Below are 22,385 nucleotides of genomic sequence, written 5' to 3'. Positions count from 1 at the left end.
TCGGCGGCCTTCTGGGCGGACGGGTGGGCAGCTTGGCCGGCATAATCCATGGCGGAGCGCAAGCAGGCCCTCGGACTCGTTTTCGCAAGCCTTGATCGTGGCTAGCATCCGCATCGTGGCCCGCGGCGTGAGCGCCTCAGCGGCCTGAACAGGAGGGAGCACATGACTGCGTCTCGCGCCCTGGCGGGGCGGCCGCTGGTGAAGGCTTTCTTCGAGAAGCGCACGTGCAGCGTCCAGTACGTCGTCGTCGATCTGGAGACCGGGACGGCTGCGATCATCGACCCGGTCCTGAACTTCGATCCCAAGTCGGGCGCCACGGCGACGCACTCCGCCGACGAACTGCTCCAGTACGTGCGGGACCAGGGCTACCGCCTGGCCTGGATCCTCGACACGCACCCGCACGCGGACCATTTCTCCGCCGCCGGCTACCTCAGGGACAAGACCGGCGCACCCACCGCGATCGGCGAGCGCGTCGTCGACGTGCAGAAGCTGTGGAAGGGCATCTATAACCTGCCGAACTTCCCGGCCGACGGCTCCCAGTGGGACCGGCTGTTTGCCGACGGAGAGCAATTCAGGCTTGGCGCGACAGATGTCGAGGTCATGTTCACGCCGGGCCATACGCTCGCGTCCATCACATACCGCATCGGCGACGCCGTATTCGTGCACGACACGCTCTTCATGCCGGACGGCGGCACCGCGCGGGCGGATTTCCCCGGCGGCTCCGCCAAAGCCTTGTGGGCCAGCATCCAGCGCATCCTCGCGCTCCCCGACGACGCCCGTGTGTTCACCGGGCACGACTACATGCCGGGCGGACGGGCGCCGCGATGGGAGAGCACCGTGGCCGAACAAAAGGCGTCCAACATCCACCTGACCAAGGCGAAGACGGAAGCCGAGTTCGTGGCGCTGCGGGAGGAGCGCGACCGCAGCTTGCCGATGCCCAAGCTGATCCTGCATGCCCTGCAGGTGAACATGCGCGGCGGGCGATTTCCGGAGCCTGAGGACAACGGGACCTCCTATCTCAAAATCCCGCTGAATGCCCTCAACTGCGAGACCTGGGACGACTCGTAAGCTGAGAACCGCCAAGTTCGGCTTCCTGCGAAAGATCAGGCAGGGCAAGAGCGGAATCGTCTATGAGACGCTCGCCCTCGACATGCTCGGCATCAGCAGGCTCAGGGTAATTCACGAGGAGGTGGCCTGACGGCCGCCTCGCGTTCCACTCAGGGGAACCCGCATGTCCATTGATCGCGCTGTCCTCGTGTTCGCCGGATGCATGGTGCTGCTCTCGGCGGCGCTCGTCTATTTCGTGTCGCCCTGGTTCCTGTTGTTCACCACCTTCATTGGCGTGAACATGATCCAATCGGCTTTCACGGGCTTTTGCCCAGCTGCGCTCCTGTTCAAGGGGCTGGGCTGCCGCGTGGGCGAGGCGTTCCGCTGAGCCCGGACCAGGCCTGTCCACTTAGGCCTTGGCCTGCGCTCCGCGGGCCGGGTCTCTTGCGGCCGGCGCCGGGCAGAAGGTCTGCTGGAGCACGTCCATCACGCGCACCACCCGGTCGTCGGCCAGCGCGTACCAGATCGTCTGGCCGTCCCGGCGGGTCCTGACCAAGCCGTCCTTGCGCAACAAGGCGAGGTGCTGGGACACGACGCTGTGGCGCACGCCGAGCTGCTCGGCCAGCTCTCCGACTGAGGACTCGCTGCTCAAGATGCTGCACAGGATTCGCAGGCGCACGGGGCTCGCGAGCGACTTCAGGAATTCGCTGGCCTCGTCGGCGGCGGCGGAAAGGGCTTCGATGTCCATCTTCATGGGTTGAATATTTGCGTATATTCGAATATATGTCAAATGACGGGCTCGCCCCGTCCAGCCGCTTTTCCACCGAAAGGCGCTCACTGAATCGATGGGAAAGATCTCATGCGGAAAGCCCTTGCTGCCGCAGCGATGCTGCTCGTTCTCGTTCACTCCGCCACGGCCGGCGAAGTCGTCGTCCAACCCACGACCGTGCAGGACGCCAAGGCGGTGTTCGGCCAGGTCCAGAGCCGCGACACCGTGCCGGCCCGCGCCCGGATCGGCGGCACGTTGATCTCCCGCAGCGTCGAGGAGGGCAGCGCCGTAAAGGCAGGCGACGTGATCGGTGTCGTCGGCGACGAAAAGCTCGCTTTGCAGCTCCAGGCCACCGACGCACGGATCAAGGCCCTGCAGGCGCAGCTCGACAACGCCAAGGTGGATGTCGAGCGCTCGCAGGCGCTGATCAGCCGTGGCGCCGAGACCCAGAGCCGCCTCGACCAGCTGCGCACGGCTGTGAACGTCTTCACCAACCAGCTGGAGGCGTCGAAGGCCGAGCGCGCCGTCATCGTGCAGCAGACGACCGAGGGTCAAGTCCTCGCGCCGAAGGATGGCCGCGTGCTGACCACGCCGGCCGTGCCCGGCTCCGTGATCATGCCCGGCGAACCCGTGGCCCGCATCGCCTCGGGCGGCTATTACCTGCGGCTCGCCTTGCCGGAGCGCCATGCGGCCCATGTGAAAGTTGGCGATCCCGTCAGCATCGGCGGTCGTGGCCAGGGGGCGAACGCGCAGGCCGGCGCCGGGCGGCAAGGCCGCATCGTTAAGGTCTATCCCGAGCTCGAGGGCGGCCGCGTCATCGCAGATGCCGAGGCCGACGGCCTCGGGGATTTCTTCGTGGGCGAGCGCGTTCCCGTTTGGATCACCGTGGCGGAACGGCAGGCCCTGCTGGTTCCCGCCGCGGCGGTCGCCACCCGAAGCGGAGTCGACTATGTCCGCGTCGCCGGCGAAGGCGGTGCGTTGGACGTTCCCGTGGTCGTTGGCCCGGCGCGGGACGGCCGCGTCGAGGTGCTCTCCGGCCTGCGCGCCGGCGACCGCGTGGTGACGCCATGAGCGGGTCAGTCCCCAATCCCCATCGGCTCGGCCTGGCGGGCTCGCTGACGCGCTTCTTCATCCGCTCGCCGCTCACGCCCCTGTTCCTGCTCGCCTCCTTCGCTCTCGGCCTCGTCGCGCTGGCCACGCTGCCGCGCGAGGAAGAGCCGCAGATCTCCGTGCCCATGGTCGACATCATGGTGCGCGCCGACGGCCTCAAGGCCGAGGATGCGGTGAAGCTCGTCACCGAGCCGCTCGAGACCATCGTCAAGGCCATCAACGGGGTCGAGCACGTCTATTCGCAAACGAAGGACGACGCCGTGATGGTGACGGCGCGCTTCCTGGTGGGGACCAGCTCCGACGCCGCGATCCTGCGCGTCCACGAGAAGATCCGCGCCAACATGGACAGGATCCCGGTGGGCGTTCCCGAGCCGCTGATCGTGGGGCGCGGCATCGACGACGTCGCCATCGTGGTCCTGACGCTCACGCCGAAGCCGGAGGCTGCGGCCCGCTGGGACGCCAACGGCCTCACCCGCGTGGCCCGCGAGCTGCGCGTGGCGCTCTCAAAGCTGGATGATGTCGGGCTTTCCTACATCGTGGGCGAGCAGCCCGAGGAGATCAGGATCGAGCCGGACCCGGAGGCGCTCGCGCGCCAGGGCGTCACGCTGCAGCAGCTCGCCGCCAAGATCGAGGGCGCCAATCGCTCATTCGAGGCCGGTCAGGTGCGCGAGGCGGGCCGCCAGCTCGCCCTCGTGGCCGGCCAGACCCTCCAGGGCGCGGACGAGATCGGCAACCTTCTCGTCACCACCCGCGACGGACGCCCTGTCTATGTCCGCGACGTCGCCCGCGTGACCCTGGAAACGTCCCCCGCCGAGACGCGCGTGTCGAGCATGGTGCGCGACGCCACGGCCGAGGGCGGCTTCGCCAGGACGCCGGCCGTCTCGATCGCGCTGGCCAAGCGGGCCGGCGCCAACGCGGTCGTGATTTCCGAGCGGATCGTGGAGAGCGTCGCCCGGCTCAAGGGCTCGCTGCTCCCGCCCGACATCGAGGTCGCGGTGACCCGCAACTACGGCGAGACGGCCAACGAGAAGGCGAACGAGCTCCTGTTCCATCTCGGCCTCGCGACGATCTCGATCGTGCTGCTGGCGGCCGTCGCCATTGGGTGGCGCGAGGCGCTGGTCGTGGCGGTGGTCATTCCGACCACCATTCTGCTGACCCTCTTCGCCGCCCGGCTGATGGGTTACACCCTGAACCGCGTCAGCCTTTTTGCGCTGATCTTCTCCATCGGCATCCTCGTCGACGACGCCATCGTGGTCATCGAGAACATCGCCCGGCACTGGGCGATGCGGGACGGGCGCCCGCCGGCGCAGGCGGCTATCGACGCCGTGGCCGAGGTCGGCAATCCCACCATCGTGGCGACGCTCACGGTCGTGGCGGCGCTGCTGCCGATGCTCTTCGTGTCCGGGATGATGGGCCCCTATATGAGCCCCATCCCGGCCAACGCCTCGGCGGCGATGATCTTCTCGTTCTTCGTCGCCGTGATCCTGACGCCCTGGCTGATGGTCAAGATCGCCTCGCGGGCGCTGGCCTCCGGCGGGACCGGGAACAGCGCCGCCGCAGCCCATGGTCAAAGCCGCGCCCATGGCGAAGTTGGGCGGCTCGGCCTTGTCTATCTCGCGGTCGCCAAGCCGATCCTCGCCTCGAAAGCCCGGGCCTGGCTTTTCCTGGCTGTCGTGGGCGCGGCTACGGTCGGTTCGCTGGCCCTCTTCGCCGTCAAGGGCGTCACCGTCAAGCTGCTCCCCTTCGACAACAAGGCGGAGCTGCAGGTCGTGGTGGACCTGCCCAAAGGCGCCTCGGTGGAGGACACCAACCGCACGCTGCAGGAGATCGCCAGCCGCCTGGGCGCGGTCCCCGAGGCAGTCTCGTTCCAGACCTATGCGGGAACAGCCGCGCCGTTCAACTTCAACGGCCTGGTCCGCCACTACGCGCTGCGCACGTCGCCGGAGATGGGCGACGTCCAAGTGAACCTGACGCCCAAGGACGCCCGCATGCGCGCCAGCCACGAAATCGCGCTCGACTTGCGCCGCCGCCTCGCCGATCTGCCCGTCCCGGCCGGAACCGCGATCAAGGTCGTGGAGCCGCCGCCCGGTCCGCCCGTCCTCGCCACGCTCCTGGCCGAGATCTACGGGCCGGACCCGGAGACCCGGCGCGCCGTCGCCGCGAAAGTGCGGCAGGCGTTTTCCTCCGTGCCCTTCATCGTCGACGTGGACGACAGCTTCGGCGCGCCCGCGCCGCGCCTGCGGGTGAGGCTGGACCAGGACAATCTCGAGTTTCATGGGGTGGAGCAGCGCGACGTCTACGACACGCTGCGCACGCTCGAGAGCGGCGCCACAGTCGGCTATTCCCACCGCGGAGGCGGTCGCCAGCCCATCCCAATCCGCCTGGAGCTGTCCAAGGCCGCCCGGGTGTGGGGCGAGCGCGCCCTCACCACGCCCGTTCCGGCTAACGCCCTGCCGGGCAATCGCACGGTGGTGGAGCTCGGAGACGTCGTGAGCGTCGGGCAGGAGCCCTCCTCCTTTCCGGTTTTCCGCCACAACGGCCGCGCGGCCGAGATGGTGACGGCGGAGCTCGCCGGGGCCTATGAGGCGCCGATCTACGGCATGCTGGCCGTCAACGACGCTCTGGCGAAGACCGACTGGGGGACCCTGCCGAAGCCCGAGGTCGCGCTACATGGCCAACCGCTCGACGAAGGCACGCCCGTCCTGCTGTGGGACGGCGAGTGGGAGGTGACCTGGGTCACCTTCCGCGACATGGGCGGGGCTTTCATGATCGCACTGGTGGGCATCTACATTCTCGTCGTCGCGCAGTTCGGATCATTCAAGCTGCCGCTCGTCATCCTCACGCCGATCCCGCTCACGTTCATTGGCGTCATGCTGGGGCACTGGCTGTTCCACGCGCCCTTCACGGCCACCTCGATGATCGGCTTCATCGCGCTGGCCGGCATCATCGTGCGCAACTCCATCCTGCTCGTGGACTTCATCCGCCACGCCGAACGGGAGGGCCGCAGCCTGCGCGAGATCGTGCTGGAGGCCGGAGCCATCCGCTTCAAGCCGATCCTGCTCACGGCGCTCGCCGCCATGATCGGCGCGGCCGTGATCCTGGCGGACCCGATCTTCCAGGGGCTGGCGATCTCGCTGCTCTTCGGCCTCGCCTCGTCCACGCTGCTGACCGTCCTGGTCATTCCGGCGATCTACATCGTCCTGCGCGGCGGAACCGGACAGTCGGCGCGGACTTGAGGACAGCGCCGAAATCGAGCATCGGAACCGCGGGCGCCCGCCTGCGGGGAGGCCGAGTTCGGGCCCGCCCGGAGCTCGACGACCTCACTGTCCGCCTTGCCCAGTGCTTTCGAATGTGAGAGACGTTCGCACTCACAGGAGCGCCGTTTTGCGCCTCAAGGCCGAGATCATCGCCATCCTGCTCGCTTTCGTCATGGCGTTGGCGCCTTTCGCCATGCCGCGGGCGATGGCGCATGAGGGGCATCGTTCGGCCCCCGCGGCGATCGCCGTCGAGGGCCACGAGGCCAAGGCGGGCCACGCGCATGCCCACCAGATTGGCCGCGCCTTGGCCGGGCGCGGGGCGGCCTGCGACGCTGTCCTGACGGCGTGCGGCGAAGCTCACGGCGACCGCCATGACGGCGCCCAGGGCTGCTGCGGAATGGGCCTATGCCACGCCTTCCAGGTCAGCCCGGTTCTGTCCCTCGCTTCGCCGTCGGCCTCGTCCACGGTCCGGCTCCTGCCCAGGGACGAACAGGTCGAAGCGTCGGCCCGAGGCGGCCTCGACCGCCCTCCGCGAACGGCTTGATTCAGGCGGCGGGCGCATGATCGCCCGCCTGAACCGGCGCGCCTGCTCGACCGCGGCGTCCTGTCCTTGATCAGCCGGTCACATCGCGCAGCAACGGCCATTGGGCCGCGCGGCGATGTCGGCCGCGACGGAACTCACAATGAAAACGATCACTCCCGTCGTCTTGGGACTGCTTGCGCCCTTGGCGGGCTGCGTTCCCGAGACGTCCCGCCTGACAGGCGCGGCCGACCCTTCTCTCGGTCTGCGCCATCTCCGTTACGCGTCCGTGACGGCCGGCGTCCGCGGCTATGCGGTCGTCGAGCCCAAGGATTGGCGCGAGATGAACCGGGGCGTCGCCCCGGGCGCGCCGGAGCGCGGCGACGCCAGCGACGACGCCCGGCGGGGACGTTGATATGGCGCGTGGTCCCCAACTCGCATCGCTTGCCCTCCTCTCCGGAATGCTTTCCGGCTGCGTCGGCCTTTCGCCCGACGGCGGTCTCTCGCCGGTCGCCGGACTGACCCGGGCGGAGCTCGGCAAGGATGTCGTCAAGGTCGCCGACGACGCCTCCGCCGGCGAGGCCCAGCGCCGCGCCGCGGAGCTGCTGCGCCGGCCGCTCACGCCGGACAGCGCCGTCCAGGTGGCGCTCCTGAAGAACCGCGGCCTGCAGGCGTCCTTCAACGAGCTCGGCGTCTCCGAGGCGGCCTATGTGAAGGCCACCCTGCCGCCGAGCCCCCGGGTCTCGCTGTCGCGGATCGGCGGCGGGCTGGAGCTGGAGGTCGAGCGCCAGGTGCTGGTCGGCCTCTTCGACCTCCTCACGCTGCCGGCGCGCGCAGCGGTGGCGGAGCAGCGCTTCCGGGCGGCTCAATTCCGAACCGCCGAGGCCGTGCTTCGCCTCGCCGCAGAGACGCGCCGCCAGTACTACCGCACCGTCGCCGCCAACCAACGCGTCGCCTTCATGCAGCAGGCGCTGGGGACGGCGGCCGCCGCCTCCGAGCTCGCCACGCAGCTCGGCGAGACCGGCGCCCTCAACAAGCTGGAGCAGGCCCGCGAGCACGCCTTCTACCAGGAGCTCGGCGCCCAGCTCGCCCGGGCCCGCATCGACCAGCAGGTCGAGCGCGAGCGGCTGATCCGCCAGCTCGGAGTATGGGGTCCGGACATCGACTTCAGGCTTCCGTCCGCCCTGCCGTCGCTCCCGCCCTCGGTCGCATCGGCTCGCGACATCGAAAAGCGCGCCCTGGAGAAGCGGGTCGACCTGCAGGCGCTGCGCCACGACCTCGACGCGACGGCGGGCCAGTACCGACTCGCCAACGCCACCCGCTTCGTGTCGGACATCGAACTCGTGGGGCGGTCCACCTACGACCGGAGCAAGACCGTGGTCGAAGGCCCGGATGGCCCGCAGCTCGAACGCGACAAGGCCACCAAGCGGGGCCTGGAGGTCGAGTTCCAGATTCCCATCTTCGACTTCGGCGCGACAGGCGTCCGCAGCGCCGAGCAGACCTACATGGCGGCGGCCAATCGGCTCGCCGAACGGGCGGTGAACGCGCGGTCGGAGGCGCGCGAGGCGTATCTGCGCTACCGCGGCCACTACGACCTGGCGCGGCAGTACCAGGGGCGAGTGCTGCCGCTACAGAAGACCATCCAGGACCAGTCGCTGCTCCAGTACAGCGGCATGCTGGTCGATGTGACCACCCTGATCACCGACGCCCGCGCACGCATCCTCAGCAACGTCGACGCCATCAACGCGCGCCGTGACTTCTGGATCGCGGCGACCGACCTCAAGGCCGCCCTCGTGGGCGGCGGGGTGAGCGGCGCCGACGCGGGCGGCGCGGCCGAGACGGCGTCGGCGGCTCCCGCCGCGGGCGGCCATTGAACACGAGGAGACCGACATGAACCTTTCGCGCAGAGGCCTGCTCGGCGCCGGGGGCGGCCTGGCCCTCGTCGGGGCGACGGCCGTCAGCGGCCGCACGCAGGCGGCCGGCCTTCCAGAGGCGCCCACCATGGGCGAGGCCACGACCCAGCCGCCGCTTGCGCCAGCGAGCGGTCCCGACTACCAGCCCGTCGTCACCCTGAACGGCTGGACGCTGCCCTGGCGCCTGAACGGCGACTGGAAGGAGTTCCACCTCGTCGCCGAGCCCGTCGTGCGCGAACTCGCGCCGGGCATGAAGGCGCATCTGTGGGGCTACAACGGCCAGTCGCCCGGCCCGACCATCGAGGCGGTCGAGGGGGACAAGGTCCGCATCTTCGTGACCAACAAGCTGCCGGAGAACACGGCCGTGCACTGGCACGGACAGCTGCTGCCCAACGGCATGGACGGCGTCGGCGGGTTGACCCAGCCCCATATCCCGCCGGGCAAGACCTTCGTCTACGAGTTCATCCTGCAGAAGTCCGGAACCTTCATGTACCACCCGCACTCGGACGAGATGGTCCAGATGGCGATGGGCATGATGGGCTTCTTCGTGGTCCATCCCCGCGACCCGGCGTTCCGCCGCGTCGACCGCGACTTCGTGTTCCTTCTGAACGCCTTCGACATCGAGGCCGGCAGCTACGTGCCGAAGGTGAACACCATGACGGACTTCAACCTGTGGTGCTGGAACTCCCGGGTCTTCCCCGGGCTCGATCCGCTGGTCGTGCGCCAGGGCGATCGCGTGCGGGTGCGCTTCGGCAATCTCACCATGACCAACCACCCGATCCACATGCATGGACACGACTTCAAGGTCACCTGCACGGACGGGGGCTGGGTGCCGGAGGCGGCGGCCTGGCCGGAGGTGTCGATCGACTGCGCGGTGGGCCAGATGCGCGCCTTCGAGTTCGTCGCAGACCGGCCGGGCGACTGGGCGATCCACTGCCACAAGTCGCATCACACGATGAACGCCATGGGCCACAGCGTGAAGACCTATATCGGGGTCAACATGAAGAAGACCGCCCCGGCGCTGAAGAAGATCGCGCCCGGCTACATGCCGATGGGCGGCTCCGGCATGGGCGAGATGAGCTCCATGGAGATGCCGCTTCCCGACAACACGCTGCCCATGATGACAGGCTTCGCCCAGTTCGGGCCGGTGGAGATGGGCGGCATGTTCTCCGTCGTCAAGGTGCGCCCCGGGCTGGCCGCCGACGATTACCGCGACCCCGGCTGGTACAAGCACCCGGAGGGAACCGTCGCCTTCGAATGGAAGGGCGAGAAGCTCGCCGAGGCCCCGCGCGCGCCTGCGGCCGACAGCGGCGTCCCGGCCGCGGAGTTCCACGCCGTCGACCCGCGCACCCGGCCCGCCAAGGCCGCGAGCGCCGGGCACGGAAACCACTGATCTACCCCGAGGAGAACTGCATGATCCTTCGTTTGATCACCACCGCCGCCGCCTTGGCCGTGTCCGCCGGGCTGGCGTTCTCCGGGCCCGGCGCGCCGGGTCACACGCACAAGAAGTTCGAGGCCGGCGAACCGGGCGACCCGAAGAAGACCGTGGCGAAGACCGTGGAGGTCGGCATGCACGAGCATGCGGACGCCACCATGAAGTTCGTGCCTGACCGGATCGAGGTGAAGCGGGGCGAGCAGGTGCGCTTCGTCCTCAAGAACCATGGCAAGGCGGACCACGAGTTCATGCTGGACAGCATGGAGCACAACGCCAGGCACAAGATCGCGATGGAGAAGAACCCGGACATGGAGCACGACGACCCGAACGGAAAGCGGCTCTCGCCTGACGCCTCCAACGAGATCGTCTGGCGTTTCACCAAGGCGGGGACCTTCGAGTACGCCTGCCTGATCCCCGGTCACTACGAGTCCGGAATGCACGGCCTCGTGGTCGTCAAGTGACACGCCAAAGGAGATTTCGAATGCGCAAACTCTCGCTCGCCGCGGCGCTCACCGCCGCCCTCGCGTCCTCGGCCGCCCTGGCCCAGTCGACGCCGACCGTCTCTGGCAAGGTCGAGAAGGTCGACGCGTCCGCAGGCAAGATCACCATCGAGCATCAGCCGATTCCCAACCTCAACATGAACGAACCCATGACCATGGTGTTCAAGGCTCAGGATCCGGCCATGCTCAAGGCCGTGAAGGCCGGCGACAAGGTGCAGTTCACCGCCGACCGCGTGAACGGCCAGATCACCGTCACCTCCATCAAGAAGACCAAGTGACACGCCCGGCCGCCCCGCTCCGGCGGGGCGGCGACCATTGGAGAGCAGCCCATGAGACGAATGATCGTCGCCGCGGCGTTTGCCGGTGCGATGGCCTCGGCGATGCTGCCGGACGCCAACCCGGCGCTCGCCCAGGCGGCCCGCGGGGCGGCCGCGGCCTTCGAGCGTGTGCGTGACGTGATGGCCACCAGGGTCCGCGACACGCGGCTCGCCGGCGACCCTGACCGCGATTTCGCCGCGCTGCTGCTCGCCCACCATGAGGACCTCGTGTTCCTCGCCCGCACGCAGCTGGAATATGGCGGGGACACTCGCTTGCGCGAGATCGCCCAGAAGATCGTGGACGAACAGCAGCGCGAGATCGCCGAGGTCAAGGACTGGCAGGTCCGCAACAAGCCGACGAACCTGCCCGCAGTCGCGCAGGCCGCCCCCGCCCCGGCCCTCGCCGCGCCGTCCCAGGCCGCCCCGACCCAGGCGGCGTCACCATCGCTCCCGCCCGGGACCGACCTGCCGACCGTCTCGGGCAGGGTCGAGAAGGTCGACGCCTCGGCGGGCAAGATCACCATCGACCACCAGGCGATCCCGAACCTCGGGATGGATCCGATGACGATGGTGTTTCGCACGCCTGATCCGTCCGTGCTCAAGGGCGTGAAGGCGGGAGACAAGGTGCGCTTCCAGGCGGACCGGGTGAACGGTCAGATCTCGGTCGTGAAAATCCAGAAGGGGAAGTGAGACGGTCCCGGACTGCGCCAGCGCAAGGCGCGCCGACGCGGATCCGGTGCAGGCTCCGGCCTGCTGGAGGTCGGGATGGCAGTGGAGCTCGCATCGAAAGGCAGAGCCGCCCCGCCTGAACCGCTCGTCCTCACGGTCGGAAGTGAGCCTGCGCCCGGCGCCCGGGATCTGCCCGTGCGCCGGTGGGCCGAAGCGCCGCCGCCCCGTGAGCACATGCCCGAGAACAATCCGTTCCGGGCGGCCGAGCACGCCTGGCTCTTCGGTGTGGGCGCGATCATCGAGGGCGGCCGCCGCTTCCGGAAGCCTGGGCCGAGCGGCTCTTCGACGCCGCCTACGGCGATACCTCGGGCCCTGTTGACCTTCCTATCGTGGGAAGCCCCACACCGCGCGCCGACGCCGCCCTATCAGCGTGAGGACACGATGAGCCAGCACCACACCTCTCACACCCACGACCATGCCGCTGGCCGGGGTCATGACCACCACGGGCACGGCGAAGGCTCCGCTTCCGAGGGGCTGGTCAAGGACCCGGTGTGCGGGATGTTGGTCGACCCACACGCGACGAAGTTCCGGGCCGAGCATGCGGGCAAGCCGTACTATTTCTGCTCGGCCGGCTGCCAATCCAAGTTCAAGGCCGACCCCGGGACATACGTTGCGCCGACCGCCAAGGCGGCGGCGTCCGCGCCGGAGGGGACGGTCTACACCTGCCCGATGCACCCGCAGATCCGCCAGGTCGGGCCAGGCGCGTGCCCGATCTGCGGCATGGCGCTTGAGCCGGTCGTCGCCGCCGCCGGCGAGCACGAGAACGCCGAACTCGCGGACATGAGGCGCCGCTTCTGGGTGGGCCTCGCCCTGAGCCTGCCGGTGCTGGCGCTGGAGATGGGCGGCCACCTCACGGGCCTCGACCATTATGCGCCGCGCGGCGTCTCGAACTGGATCCAGATGGCGCTCGCCACGCCGGTCGTGCTGTGGGCCGGCTGGCCCTTCTTCGTGCGGGCCTGGGCGTCCCTGGTCAACCGAAGCCTGAACATGTTCACGCTGATCGCCATGGGAATCGGCGTGGCGTGGGCCTACAGCATGGTCGCCGTGCTGGCGCCCGGCGTTTTCCCGCCGGCGTTCCGTGGCCACGACGGCTCGGTCGCGGTGTACTTCGAGGCCGCAGCCGTGATCACGGCGCTGGTGCTGCTCGGGCAGGTGCTGGAGCTGCGGGCCCGCGAAAGCACCGGCGGCGCCATCCGGGCCCTGCTCGACCTCGCGCCCAAGACGGCGCGCCTGATCCGGCCGGACGGGAGCGAGCAGGAGGTCCAGCTCGACGCCGTCGAGGTCGGGGCGCGCCTGAGGGTGCGGCCGGGCGAAAAGGTCCCGGTGGATGGGGCCGTGGTGGAGGGCCGCAGCGCCGTGGATGAATCGATGGTCACAGGCGAGTCCATGCCCGTCACCAAGGCCGTGGGCGACGCCGTGATCGGCGGAACCATGAATCAGTCCGGCGGGCTGGTGATCGAGGCCCGCAAGGTCGGGCGCGACACCATGCTGTCGCAGATCGTGCAGCTCGTGGCCGAGGCCCAGCGCAGCCGCGCGCCGATCCAGCGGCTCGCCGACCAGGTCTCCGGCTGGTTTGTCCCGGCGGTGATCGCCGTCGCCGTGCTGGCCTTCGCCGCCTGGGCGATCTGGGGGCCCGAGCCGCGCTTCGCCTTCGGACTCGTCGCCGCCGTGTCGGTGATGATCATCGCCTGCCCCTGCGCGCTGGGCCTGGCCACGCCGATGTCCATCATGGTCGGCGTCGGACGCGGCGCCCAGGCCGGGGTGCTGATCAAGAACGCCGAGGCGCTGGAGCGCATGGAGAAGATCGACACGCTCGTCATCGACAAGACCGGCACCCTGACCGAGGGCAAGCCGGCCGTCACGGCCGTCATCCCGGCCGAGGGCTTCTCCGAAACAGACCTCCTGCGTCTCGCCGCCACCGTGGAGCGGGCGAGCGAGCATCCGCTGGCGGTGGCCATCGTGGCCGCGGCCGCCGCTAGGGGCATCGCCCCCGGCCAGCTCGCCGACTTCGATTCCCCGACCGGCAAGGGGGCGCTGGGCACGGTGGACGGCCGCGCCGTGGCGCTCGGCGACGCGCGCTTCCTGGCCGAGAAGGGCGTCGACGTCTCGGCCCTGGCGGCGAGGGCGGACGAACTCCGAAAAGACGGGGCGACCGCCATTTTCGTCGGCGTCGACGGCAAGGCGGCGGGCATTCTGGCCATCGCCGACCCCGTCAAGGCGACCACGCCGGACGCCCTGAAGGCCCTGCGCGCGGAGGGCGTGCGCGTCGTGATGCTCACCGGCGACAACCGCACCACGGCCGAGGCCGTGGCGCGCCGGCTCGGCATTCCGGATGTCGAGGCCGAGGTCCTGCCCGAGCAGAAGAGCGCCGTGGTCGAGAGGCTCAAGCGCGAGGGCCGGGTCGTCGCCATGGCCGGCGACGGCGTCAACGACGCCCCGGCGCTGGCGGCGGCCGAGGTCGGCATCGCGATGGGCACGGGCACTGACGTGGCCATCGAGAGCGCCGGGGTGACGCTGCTCAAGGGCGACCTGACCGGCATCGTGCGGGCGAGGCGGCTCTCCGAGGCGGTGATGAGCAACATCCGCCAGAACCTGTTCTTCGCCTTCGTCTACAACGCGCTTGGCGTCCCGGTCGCGGCGGGCGCGCTCTACCCGGCCTTCGGGCTGCTGCTGTCGCCGATCATCGCCGCGGCCGCGATGGCGCTCTCGTCGGTGAGCGTGATCGGCAACGCGATCAGGCTCCGGACGGTGCGGCTCTGACGTTCCGCCATCTCGGGCGGGCTCGCGGGCGCTTCGCTCGGCAGGGAAGCTCTTGGCCCTAGGGCCGAATTGGCGACCGGCCTGATCGGCGCGAAACGTGTCTCCACCTCGTCCAGGAGGACGCCATGATGATGGGAGATTGGTCCATGAGCAGTTGGATGACCGGGATGGGTCTTTTCTGGCTTCTTCTGCTCATTTTGATTGTGCTGGGGATCGCTGCGCTGGCGAAATATCTAAGCCGATGACCCGCGCGCTGACGCGGAAGCAGACCTAGACGCGCGACCAGTCCGGGACGCTTCGGCTCCCGGAGATCACGGCGGACGTCGGGCGTCCGGACCGGGCGTCTGGTTTCAGGCGCGCGAGGCAGGTCATCGAGATCCCCGCCGCCATCGCTGCAGTTGACTAAGCGCAATGCAGTCGGGTGCTCTGGGCCTAGATTGGCGAGATGAGCGCCCGGCTTCCTTCCACCGGTCCACTGGCCCGCTTCGTTGCGGCGCTGGGTCTGCTCGTCCTTGTGCTGGCGTATGCCGGCCCTGCGGCCGCCCATGGATCAATCCACGCCGATCCCTCGATACGGCTGCACCATGCTGAAGTCCTCGCGGATCCAGCCTTGGCGCCTTCCGTCGCCATCGCGCCCTGTCCATGCTGCGTGGCTGGCCCATGCTGCTGCGCGCTCGTCGGCGCGACAGCTTCCGGCCCAGCCGTCCTGATGGCCCGCCTCTCGCGTCCGTTGACCAGCCCACAGCCGCTGCGGGGCGTCCAGTCTTCGCCCGGGGAGCGTCCCCCAAGATCCGGTCACGGATGAGCCTGAACCGTCCGCGCCTGCGCGGCTGCTCTTTCCCGTTGACGAGGACTTGGACCATGCGCATCGCAGCGATTCTTCTCACCATCGGCGCGCTCTCGGCGCCCGCTTACGCCCAGACGGGCGACGCCCAGGACCATTCCGCGCACCACCCGGCCGGCGAGGCGGCCGCCGCGCCTTCAGCTGACCGCGCCGCGTCGCAGCCCGCATCGCCGGCGCCGTCCGTGCGGGGGGACGGCAGCGCCGGCGCATCGAGTGCGATGGGCTGCCCGATGATGTCCGACATGATGCAGTCCATGATGAAGGGGATGATGCAGGGCATGGCCGGAGGCTCGGCGGCAGCCGGCACGGGGATGCCGGCTGGCATGGGGATGGGCTCCGGCATGGGCGGCATGGGTCCGGGCGGAGCGCGGGCCGCCGCCTCCGACCAGAGCCTTTCGGGCATCATCTACCGCGCCATCGCCCAGCGCGCGGTGGCCTCCCTGCAGGCGAGCCCGGCCCGAAACGACGCCGAGTTCGCCCGCCTGGCTGTCGCCTTGGAGGAGGCGCTGACGGACGCGGCCAAGGCGGCCGCGGCCTTCTCGGACGACCCTGAGACCCGGCGCCGGGCCCAGCAGCTCGCCTCCTCCCACCAGGACGACCTCCAGGCGCTGAGGGCCTGGTCGGCGACGACCAAGTAGGAGGTGCTCATGTCTCCCCATGGCCTCTCCGGGCCGCGGCGCAAGGAGTAGCAGGACAGCCTGCGGGGTCCGCACCCTTGTCGAGGGCGTGCTGGGCAGTATCGCCGGTGCGTGGCTGGCGACGCTGCTGTTCGTGCCGGCTTACAACCGGCTAGTTCGGCGTTGATGCTGCAGGAGCCGGGCGGCTCAGGTCGCCGCCCGGCGCAGCAGCGGCGGCTGAATGGCCGCGATTCGTCCTTGCTCAGCGCCGCCTCAGTGCTGCGCGAGACCGGTCAGTCTGCGGCCAAGGGGTCGTCCGCTTGATCTCCTGCCAGGACCTCCTCTGGGCGACAGCGCGGCGAACGCGATGGCGCCTGCCGTGCTTTGGTCCTGACGCCGCATGGACGCTCCTGTTGGAATCGTCGACGCTAGGGTGCGCCTCGCCAAATGTAAGGGACGTGAAATGAATAGGACGAAGCATCCCGACCGCCGGACCACGTTACTGATGTTGGCCGCACCGTTGGCGCTCGCCGCCACACCGACGCGAGCTGAAGCCTTGCCCAGGGTTTCGGGCATGAAGGACCCCGCCTGTTCGTGCTGTGGGGGCTGGGTTTCTCATATGCGCCGTGCCGGGTTTCAGGTCGACGTGACGGAGTCGCGCGACTTGCAGACCGTAAAGCAGCGCCTCGGCGTGCCCGACGATCTGGCCTCCTGCCACACCGGGCAGGTCGAGAGCTACGTGCTCGAAGGCCATGTCCCGCCGGAGGCGGTCAAGCGTCTCCTCGCCGAGCGCCCGGCCGGAAAGGGCCTAGCTGTTGCGGGAATGCCGGTCGGCTCGCCCGGGATGGAGGTCGCGGGCGCAGCGGCGGACGCCTATGACGTGATCCTATTCGGCGGCGAGAGCCCTCAGGTGTTCGCCCGCTACAGGGGCCCGAACGCGCTATAGATCGGTCGCCCCGCCGACAGGCGGGTGGCGCCAACGAATTCACCAACAGGATCGTTGGACGCGAAGGCTCCGCTCTAGACGGCGTTGGACGCATGATGAGGGCCAAGCGCCTGAAGTAAGGCTCTTTCGGACGATTTTGGACAGTCTTGGGAGGGGAAGTGGTGCCGCAAGAGGGATTCGAACCCCCGACCCCCTCATTACGAATGAGGTGCTCTACCAGCTGAGCTATTGCGGCGACGGGCGAGGTCATAGACGGATCGGGGCGGCTTGGCAAGCGGCGCCGGCCGATCCGGTCGCCTTATTGCAGGAAGCCGCCGCGGCTGCGCGCGGCCGCGTCGCCCAGGTCCGGGCCGGGGTCGTCCGGAGCCGACGCGAGCGGGAAGACGACTTCGGACGGCCGCGAGCCGCGGCGGGGACGGGCCTCGATGGCGGGGGCGGCCGCCATGAGGCTGGCCGAAGCGTGTGACGGGGCGTGCTCGGCGGGCGGGGCCGGCTGAGGCGCGGGCGGCAGGGGCCCGGCCAGCGCAGTCGGCTCGCCCGCGGGCGTCGCGCCGACGGCGGGCGCGTCCGGCGCGGGCCCGGTCCGGTCCGGGACGGCGGGCTCGGGCCTGGTTTCGGCGGGCGGCGAAGCCGGTTCCGCTCCGCCGCCGTTGCGGCCGATTCGCTCGGCGAAGCTCATGGGGGCGAAACGGCGGCGCTCGGGCCGCGTTTCGGGCGGCGTGGCGGGGAGGGCGTCGGACGCCGTCGCCGGCGCGGCGGTGGGGTCGGCGGAGGGCGTGGACGGCGCGGGCCAGGGCTGCACAGACGTCTTGGCGTCGACGGTCGGTTCGGACGCCACGGCGCTTTCGGGCCCGGGCGGCGTCGAGGCGGTCTCCCGGCGGGCAGGCTCGTCGGCCGGCGTCGCCGTTTCGGCCGGGGCGGCCTCGGTCGTCGCGGACGCGTCGGCTGGCGTCGTGGCGTCGGTCAGAACCGGCGCGGGGGCCTCGTCGACGTCGGCGATCACGTCGTCCGAAGAGGGGGGCGGGGCGAGCTCGGGCCGCGGGCGGATCGTCTCCTGCGCCGCGTCGGCGGCGGGGGCCTGGATCTGCTCCACCGGCGCGCCCCACACGAAGGCGTCGAGGCGTCCGGTGACGGGCGACACGGGCGACCAGCGGTCGGCGATGACGCCGTCGGCGATCCAGGCCGGGTCGCGGGGCGCCCGCGAGGCGCGAGACAGCCACTCCCGGACGGCGCCCGCCGAGCTGGTGTCGGCCTCCTCCAGGTCGGCCATCAGCAGGCACACGCGCGTGCTGGGCCGCCCCTCCAGCAGGGGCGCGATGACGGAGCGCGCGCGCTTAAAGTCGCGGGCGCCCAGCGCCGCCTCGGCCACCGCGATGCGGCCTTCGGCCTCGTGCGGGCGCAGCGCCAGAAGCTTCTCGGCGCGGTTCAGGCGGTCACGGGCCGAATCGCCCGGCCGGACATTCAGGTAGGCGGCGGCGAGATCGGGGTGGGGCGCCTGGGCCCAGGCGGCCTCCACGACCTTCGAGGCGCGCCTGAGCTCGCCCCTGCGGGCGTGCAGGCGGGCTGCGAGCGTGGCGGCCGGCGTGAGCCCCGGCGCCAGCTTGACGGCCTGCTGGGCCCGCAGCAGCGCGGCCTCGGGCTCGCGTTCGGCCCGCGCCAGGGCGTCGGCCGTGAGGAGGACGGCGCGCTGGCGCTTCACGGCGGCCTTGTCCAGGCCGCGGGCGCCGCGATCCAGGGTCGCGATAGCGCCGGACCAGTCCTGCTCGGCGCATTGGAACTCGAGCAGCGCCTCGCCCGCCCAGGCGACGGACGGCGACAGCCGCGCGGCCTCGGCCGCATAGGCCTTGGCGGCGGCCGAGTCGCCCTTCCGGCGGGCCTCGACGAAGAGGCCGCGCAGGCCCAGCACGCGCGTCTCGGGTTCGTCCAGCATCTGGCGGAACGCGCCTTCGGCCTGGGTCCGGTCGCCCGCCATCTGGGCGGCCTGGGCCTTCAGCAGCAGCGCCAGCGGCTCCTTGCCGAGCAACTTGGCGGCGTCCGCCGCGTAGCGCTTGGCCGAGCGCGGATCGCCCGCGCCGACCGCGATCATCCCGCGCGAGACGGCCGTGAAACCGCGGGCCCGTTTGCGCGCCTTCGCGGTGAAGCTCAGGATGGAAGGGAGCCGCAGCAGGAAGCGCAGCACGGTCCAGAGCGCCAGGATCGCGATCACGAAGCCCAGCACGGCGGCCGCGGCGCCGACCAGCGTCGTGGAGACCTGGCCGTAGCGCGGCAGCGTGACGACGACCTGGCCGGGCTGTTCTACCAGCCATGCTCCCCCGAAGGCGAGCGCGATCAGGATGGCGATGAAGACGAGCGTGCGGATCATCGGGCCGCGCCTCCGGACTGCGTGGCCGCGAGAACCTGATCGACCGACGCGGTCACCAGGGCGTCAGCCGCACGGCCCGCGGCGAGGCGGGCCTTGGCGGCGTCAAGGAAAGAGGCGACCGTCGGCTTGACGTCGGCGGGGAGCCGGTCGAGCTCCGCGACGGCGTCGGCCAGCGCGCCGCGCTTCAGCGCAAGGTCGGCGCGGGCCGCGACGGCGGCGGGGGCGTCGCCCTGGGCCTCGCCAAGGGGCCTCACCTTGTAGAGGCCGCCGATGCGCGCCTGCATGCGCTCCAGGACGCCGCCCTGGGGTGGGGGCTCGGGCGGGTTGGCGATGCGTTCGGCCAAGGGCGTGAACTGTGCCGAGAGGGCGGCCACCGTGGGCGCTCCCTTCTGGGCGAAAGGCTCCAGCGGGGCCAGGGTGGCCGGGTCGACCTTCGCGGTCTTCAAGGCGTCGAGCTCGCGCGCGAAGGGCGCGCCGCGGTTCAGGGCGTCGCGCGTCAGCCAGGCGACCGACATGACGGCGCTCTCGCGGGCGCCCAGCGCCGGGACGGGCGGAGGCGGGGCGGGCGCCGGGGGCGCGGCGGGAGCCGGGCGGGCCTCCAGCGCGCCGACGCCGGTCTCCACCTTGTCCAGCCGCTCGGTCACCTGCGCGAGGGCCGCGGCCGGGTCGGGCGGGAGCCGCTTCAGGGCGGCGTCGAGATCGGAGCGGGCGGCCTTGGCGTCGGCCTCCGTGGCGGCCACGCGCTTTTCGAGCGCTTCGACGGTGCGCCGCGTCGCCTTCTCGCCGACGCCGGTCTCCAGATTGGTGAGCCGGTCGTTGATGTCGCCGGCGCCGCCCCACAGCATCAGGGCGAGCGCCACGAAGCCCGCGCCCGCCAGGCCGCCGACGAGGCCGGCCGCGGCCGGGACGACGAAGCCGACGCCGCCCGCGCCGGACCGGGCCGGGGGCTCGGCGCGCGACGGCCCGACCGGGGGCACGCTCGGACCCACGGGACGCGGCGGAGCCTCCGCCTCGTCCGGCTTGGGCGTGACGACTTCGGCCTCAGCTCGCGCGGAGGCGTCCGCCGGGTGCGGGTCCACGGCCTCGCCCTCGCCGGCGGCGCGAATCGCGCCGGGTTCGGCCGTCCCGGCTGTCTCGGCGGGGGTGGGCCCGGGCGGCGGCGGCTCGGCCGGGTTCGGCTCGGCGAGTTTCGACTCGACGAGATCCGGTTCGGACGCCGCGGGCTCGGACGGCGCTTCGGAGGCCTGCTGGGCGGTGAGGTCGATGACCTGCGGCTCCCGCCGCGCCGCGCCTTTCCGGCGCCCATCCGCCCTGGGGGTGTCCCGATCGCCCGTCATGGTTCTCCGCTCGGCTAAGGCCGCTTCGTCGGCGGCGCTGTGGTCCATGCTTACAGCCTCGACGGCGGAGCCGCCACCTTCCGCAGGCGAGGACGCCGGAAGGGGCCCACGGGTTCCGGCTCCGTCCGCCGGACGGCCTGCCAGCAGGGCCAGCACGCCGGCCTCGGTGGGAGCGTTCGCCTCCCGGACCCGGGGCATGCCGGCCGCGCGGGGCGCGCGCGCCACATCGGCCGACAGGCACAGATGATCCACGCCGCGCAGGGCGTCGTCCAGCCTGTCGTGATGCGCCAGGGCGAACAGGATCTCGGCGCTGCGCCGGGAGAAGTGCAGCACGGCGTCGACGCGCCCCTCGCGCAGGGCCTCGCCGGCGGCGGCCGGCAGGTCCTGGACGGCCTCGGCCCGGTAGGCCTCGTGGACGACGAGGTCGAAGCCGGCCCGCCAGAGCGCCGACTCCAGGGTCGTCTTGCGGTCGGTCCCGGCGACATAGAGCAGCCGCCCGCCCGCAGGCTGGCGCTCGCGGATGAGGGCGGCGAGCGAGGCGGCGTCGCCCGCGCCGGCGCGCAGGTCGGCGAAGCCGAGCGCCGCCATGGCGTCGGCCGTCCGGTCGCCGACCACATAGACGGGGAGGTCGCGCAGCGCCGCGGGCGGCCCCTCCGGGAAGGCCAGCCTGGCGTTGGCGGAGGTCGCCACGAGGGCGTCGGCGTCGAGGTCGGCCAGCGGCGTCCCGGTCGGCGTGATGGAGATGACGGGCGCGAGCGTCGCCTGGTGCCCGGCGGCGGCCAGCCGCTCGGCGGTGCGCCGGGCGTCAGGTTCGGGGCGCGTCAGGAGAACGTGCATGCCGTGTGCCTGGAAATGCGGGGCGGATCAGCGCGGCCCGGCGTCGTGGGCGAGGATGTCGGCCGGGGCGCGCCCGACGATGTCGTGCGCGGCCTCAGCGCCGAGGCCGGCCGCGTCGGCGACGGCCCCCACGCGGGCGGCCTCGAAGGTCTCCGAGCCGTCCTCCCGCAGCAGCATGCCGCGAAAGCGCACCATCCCTCCCTCCACGACCGCGTGGCCGGCGATGGGCGTCTTGCAGGATCCGTCCAGCACGGCCAGGAAGGCGCGCTCGGCGGAGAGGGCGACGGCCGTCTCGGCGCAGCTCACGGCTGCGAAGGCCTCCAGCGCCGCCGCGTCGCCGCCGCGCGCCGTCACCGCGATCGCGCCCTGCCCGACGGCGGGCGGAAAGGCGTCGAGGTCCAGCACGGCCGCGGCCCGGTCGGCGAGGCCGAGGCGCTTCAGCCCCGCGATGGCCAGGAGGGTCGCGTGGATCTCGCCCTCCTGGGTCTTGCGCAGGCGCGTCTCCACATTGCCGCGCAGCAGCGTCGTGGTCACGTCGGGCCGCAGGCGCTTCACCAGCGCGCCGCGCCGCAGGCTGGCGGTGCCCACGACGGCGTTGCGGGGCAGGTCCTCGATGGAGCGGGCGCCGGCGCTGATCAGCGCGTCGCGCACGTCCTCGCGCGGCAGGTAGCCGGCGATGGCGATGCCCTCGGGAAAGAAGGTCGGCAGGTCCTTGGCGGAATGCACCGCGAGATGGATTTCGCCGGCCAGCATGGCGGCGTCGATCTCCTTGGTGAACAGTCCCTTGCCGCCCGCCTGCGCCAAGGCGCGGTCCTGGATCATGTCGCCGGACGTCTTGATGACGACGAGCTCCACCGCCTCTTCGGGCCAGCCATGGGCGGCCAGGATGCGGGCGCGCACCTCGCGCGCCTGCCAGAGCGCCAGAGGGCTTCCACGCGTTCCGATCCGCAGCCGAACATTGCCTTGCGTCAACGTCTTGTCTCCGGTGAGCCGCCGTTTCCTTCACGGACCGCGCGGACTATAGGGTGTCGTGCGGGGACGCGAAAGTCAGCGCCCTCCACGGATCCGGAACCGGCGAGGGACCC

General features: G+C 71.0%; 18 protein-coding genes and 1 tRNA gene. 14 read left to right on the top strand and 5 right to left on the bottom strand.

Annotated features, from left to right (window positions below; translation table 11 throughout):
- Nucleotides 1-162 precede the first annotated feature (162 nt).
- Both ABEG18_RS23435 and ABEG18_RS23430 read left to right on the top strand, forming a co-directional pair.
- Entirely contained in the window at nucleotides 163-1,068 is a 906-nt protein-coding gene (locus ABEG18_RS23435; protein WP_406855447.1) for an MBL fold metallo-hydrolase, read from the top strand.
- 163 nt (nucleotides 1,069-1,231) lie between these two features.
- Nucleotides 1,232-1,435, top strand: a complete 204-nt coding sequence (locus ABEG18_RS23430; protein WP_406855446.1) for a DUF2892 domain-containing protein — start codon at nucleotides 1,232-1,234, stop codon at nucleotides 1,433-1,435.
- Between the two features lie 21 nt (nucleotides 1,436-1,456).
- Here ABEG18_RS23430 and ABEG18_RS23425 read toward each other — a convergent pair whose 3' ends face one another.
- The gene (locus ABEG18_RS23425; protein ID WP_406855445.1) at nucleotides 1,457-1,801 is read right to left on the bottom strand and encodes an ArsR/SmtB family transcription factor; all 345 of its coding nucleotides are present in this window, start codon (nucleotides 1,799-1,801) and stop codon (nucleotides 1,457-1,459) included.
- A gap of 105 nt (nucleotides 1,802-1,906) precedes the next feature.
- Between ABEG18_RS23425 and ABEG18_RS23420 the strand changes: the two genes are divergently transcribed.
- The 12 genes from ABEG18_RS23420 (at nucleotide 1,907) to ABEG18_RS23365 (ending at nucleotide 16,764) form a co-directional block, all read left to right on the top strand.
- Nucleotides 1,907-2,887 carry an efflux RND transporter periplasmic adaptor subunit gene (locus tag ABEG18_RS23420; RefSeq protein WP_406855444.1) on the top strand — a complete coding sequence of 327 codons (981 nt, stop codon included), beginning with the start codon at nucleotides 1,907-1,909 and terminating at the stop codon, nucleotides 2,885-2,887.
- A complete protein-coding gene (locus tag ABEG18_RS23415) occupies nucleotides 2,884-6,162 on the top strand; it encodes an efflux RND transporter permease subunit (protein ID WP_406855443.1) in 3,279 nt (1,092 codons plus the stop codon). The genes ABEG18_RS23420 and ABEG18_RS23415 overlap by 4 nt, the downstream gene beginning before the upstream one ends.
- A gap of 148 nt (nucleotides 6,163-6,310) precedes the next feature.
- Nucleotides 6,311-6,727, top strand: a complete 417-nt coding sequence (locus ABEG18_RS23410; RefSeq protein WP_406855442.1) for a hypothetical protein — start codon at nucleotides 6,311-6,313, stop codon at nucleotides 6,725-6,727.
- 139 nt (nucleotides 6,728-6,866) lie between these two features.
- Nucleotides 6,867-7,118 carry a hypothetical protein gene (locus ABEG18_RS23405; RefSeq protein WP_406855441.1) on the top strand — a complete coding sequence of 84 codons (252 nt, stop codon included), beginning with the start codon at nucleotides 6,867-6,869 and terminating at the stop codon, nucleotides 7,116-7,118.
- Nucleotide 7,119: 1 nt separating this feature from the next.
- Nucleotides 7,120-8,577, top strand: a complete 1,458-nt coding sequence (locus ABEG18_RS23400; protein WP_406855439.1) for a TolC family protein — start codon at nucleotides 7,120-7,122, stop codon at nucleotides 8,575-8,577.
- Between the two features lie 16 nt (nucleotides 8,578-8,593).
- The gene (locus tag ABEG18_RS23395; protein ID WP_406855438.1) at nucleotides 8,594-10,009 is read left to right on the top strand and encodes a multicopper oxidase family protein; all 1,416 of its coding nucleotides are present in this window, start codon (nucleotides 8,594-8,596) and stop codon (nucleotides 10,007-10,009) included.
- A 20-nt stretch (nucleotides 10,010-10,029) separates the two neighbouring features.
- Nucleotides 10,030-10,512, top strand: coding sequence for a plastocyanin/azurin family copper-binding protein (locus tag ABEG18_RS23390; protein ID WP_406855437.1), 483 nt, complete (start codon nucleotides 10,030-10,032; stop codon nucleotides 10,510-10,512).
- A gap of 20 nt (nucleotides 10,513-10,532) precedes the next feature.
- Complete coding sequence (locus tag ABEG18_RS23385; RefSeq protein ID WP_406855436.1) at nucleotides 10,533-10,829, top strand: copper-binding protein; 297 nt, start codon at nucleotides 10,533-10,535, stop codon at nucleotides 10,827-10,829.
- A 51-nt stretch (nucleotides 10,830-10,880) separates the two neighbouring features.
- Nucleotides 10,881-11,558, top strand: coding sequence for a copper-binding protein (locus ABEG18_RS23380; RefSeq protein ID WP_406855435.1), 678 nt, complete (start codon nucleotides 10,881-10,883; stop codon nucleotides 11,556-11,558).
- Between the two features lie 420 nt (nucleotides 11,559-11,978).
- The gene (locus tag ABEG18_RS23375) at nucleotides 11,979-14,357 is read left to right on the top strand and encodes a heavy metal translocating P-type ATPase (RefSeq protein WP_406855434.1); all 2,379 of its coding nucleotides are present in this window, start codon (nucleotides 11,979-11,981) and stop codon (nucleotides 14,355-14,357) included.
- Between the two features lie 861 nt (nucleotides 14,358-15,218).
- The gene (locus tag ABEG18_RS23370; protein WP_406855433.1) at nucleotides 15,219-15,839 is read left to right on the top strand and encodes a hypothetical protein; all 621 of its coding nucleotides are present in this window, start codon (nucleotides 15,219-15,221) and stop codon (nucleotides 15,837-15,839) included.
- A 643-nt stretch (nucleotides 15,840-16,482) separates the two neighbouring features.
- Complete coding sequence (locus tag ABEG18_RS23365; protein ID WP_406855432.1) at nucleotides 16,483-16,764, top strand: DUF411 domain-containing protein; 282 nt, start codon at nucleotides 16,483-16,485, stop codon at nucleotides 16,762-16,764.
- A 159-nt stretch (nucleotides 16,765-16,923) separates the two neighbouring features.
- Here the strand turns inward: ABEG18_RS23365 and ABEG18_RS23360 are convergent.
- The 4 genes from ABEG18_RS23360 to hemC all read right to left on the bottom strand — a co-directional run bounded on the left by ABEG18_RS23360 (nucleotide 16,924) and on the right by hemC (nucleotide 22,272).
- Nucleotides 16,924-16,999 (bottom strand) — tRNA-Thr (locus ABEG18_RS23360).
- A gap of 63 nt (nucleotides 17,000-17,062) precedes the next feature.
- Nucleotides 17,063-19,126 carry a heme biosynthesis HemY N-terminal domain-containing protein gene (locus tag ABEG18_RS23355; RefSeq protein ID WP_406855431.1) on the bottom strand — a complete coding sequence of 688 codons (2,064 nt, stop codon included), beginning with the start codon at nucleotides 19,124-19,126 and terminating at the stop codon, nucleotides 17,063-17,065.
- Complete coding sequence (locus tag ABEG18_RS23350) at nucleotides 19,123-21,300, bottom strand: uroporphyrinogen-III synthase (protein ID WP_406855430.1); 2,178 nt, start codon at nucleotides 21,298-21,300, stop codon at nucleotides 19,123-19,125. The genes ABEG18_RS23355 and ABEG18_RS23350 overlap by 4 nt, the downstream gene beginning before the upstream one ends.
- A gap of 27 nt (nucleotides 21,301-21,327) precedes the next feature.
- Nucleotides 21,328-22,272, bottom strand: a complete 945-nt coding sequence (gene hemC / locus ABEG18_RS23345) for a hydroxymethylbilane synthase (protein WP_406855429.1) — start codon at nucleotides 22,270-22,272, stop codon at nucleotides 21,328-21,330.
- Nucleotides 22,273-22,385: the final 113 nt, after the last annotated feature.

The sequence above is a fragment of the Alsobacter sp. KACC 23698 genome, assembly GCF_045348435.1.
Lineage (GTDB): Bacteria > Pseudomonadota > Alphaproteobacteria > Rhizobiales > Beijerinckiaceae > Alsobacter.
The sequence above is the reverse complement of the archived record's forward strand: the minus strand, read 5'-3'. Positions and strand labels throughout refer to the sequence as shown.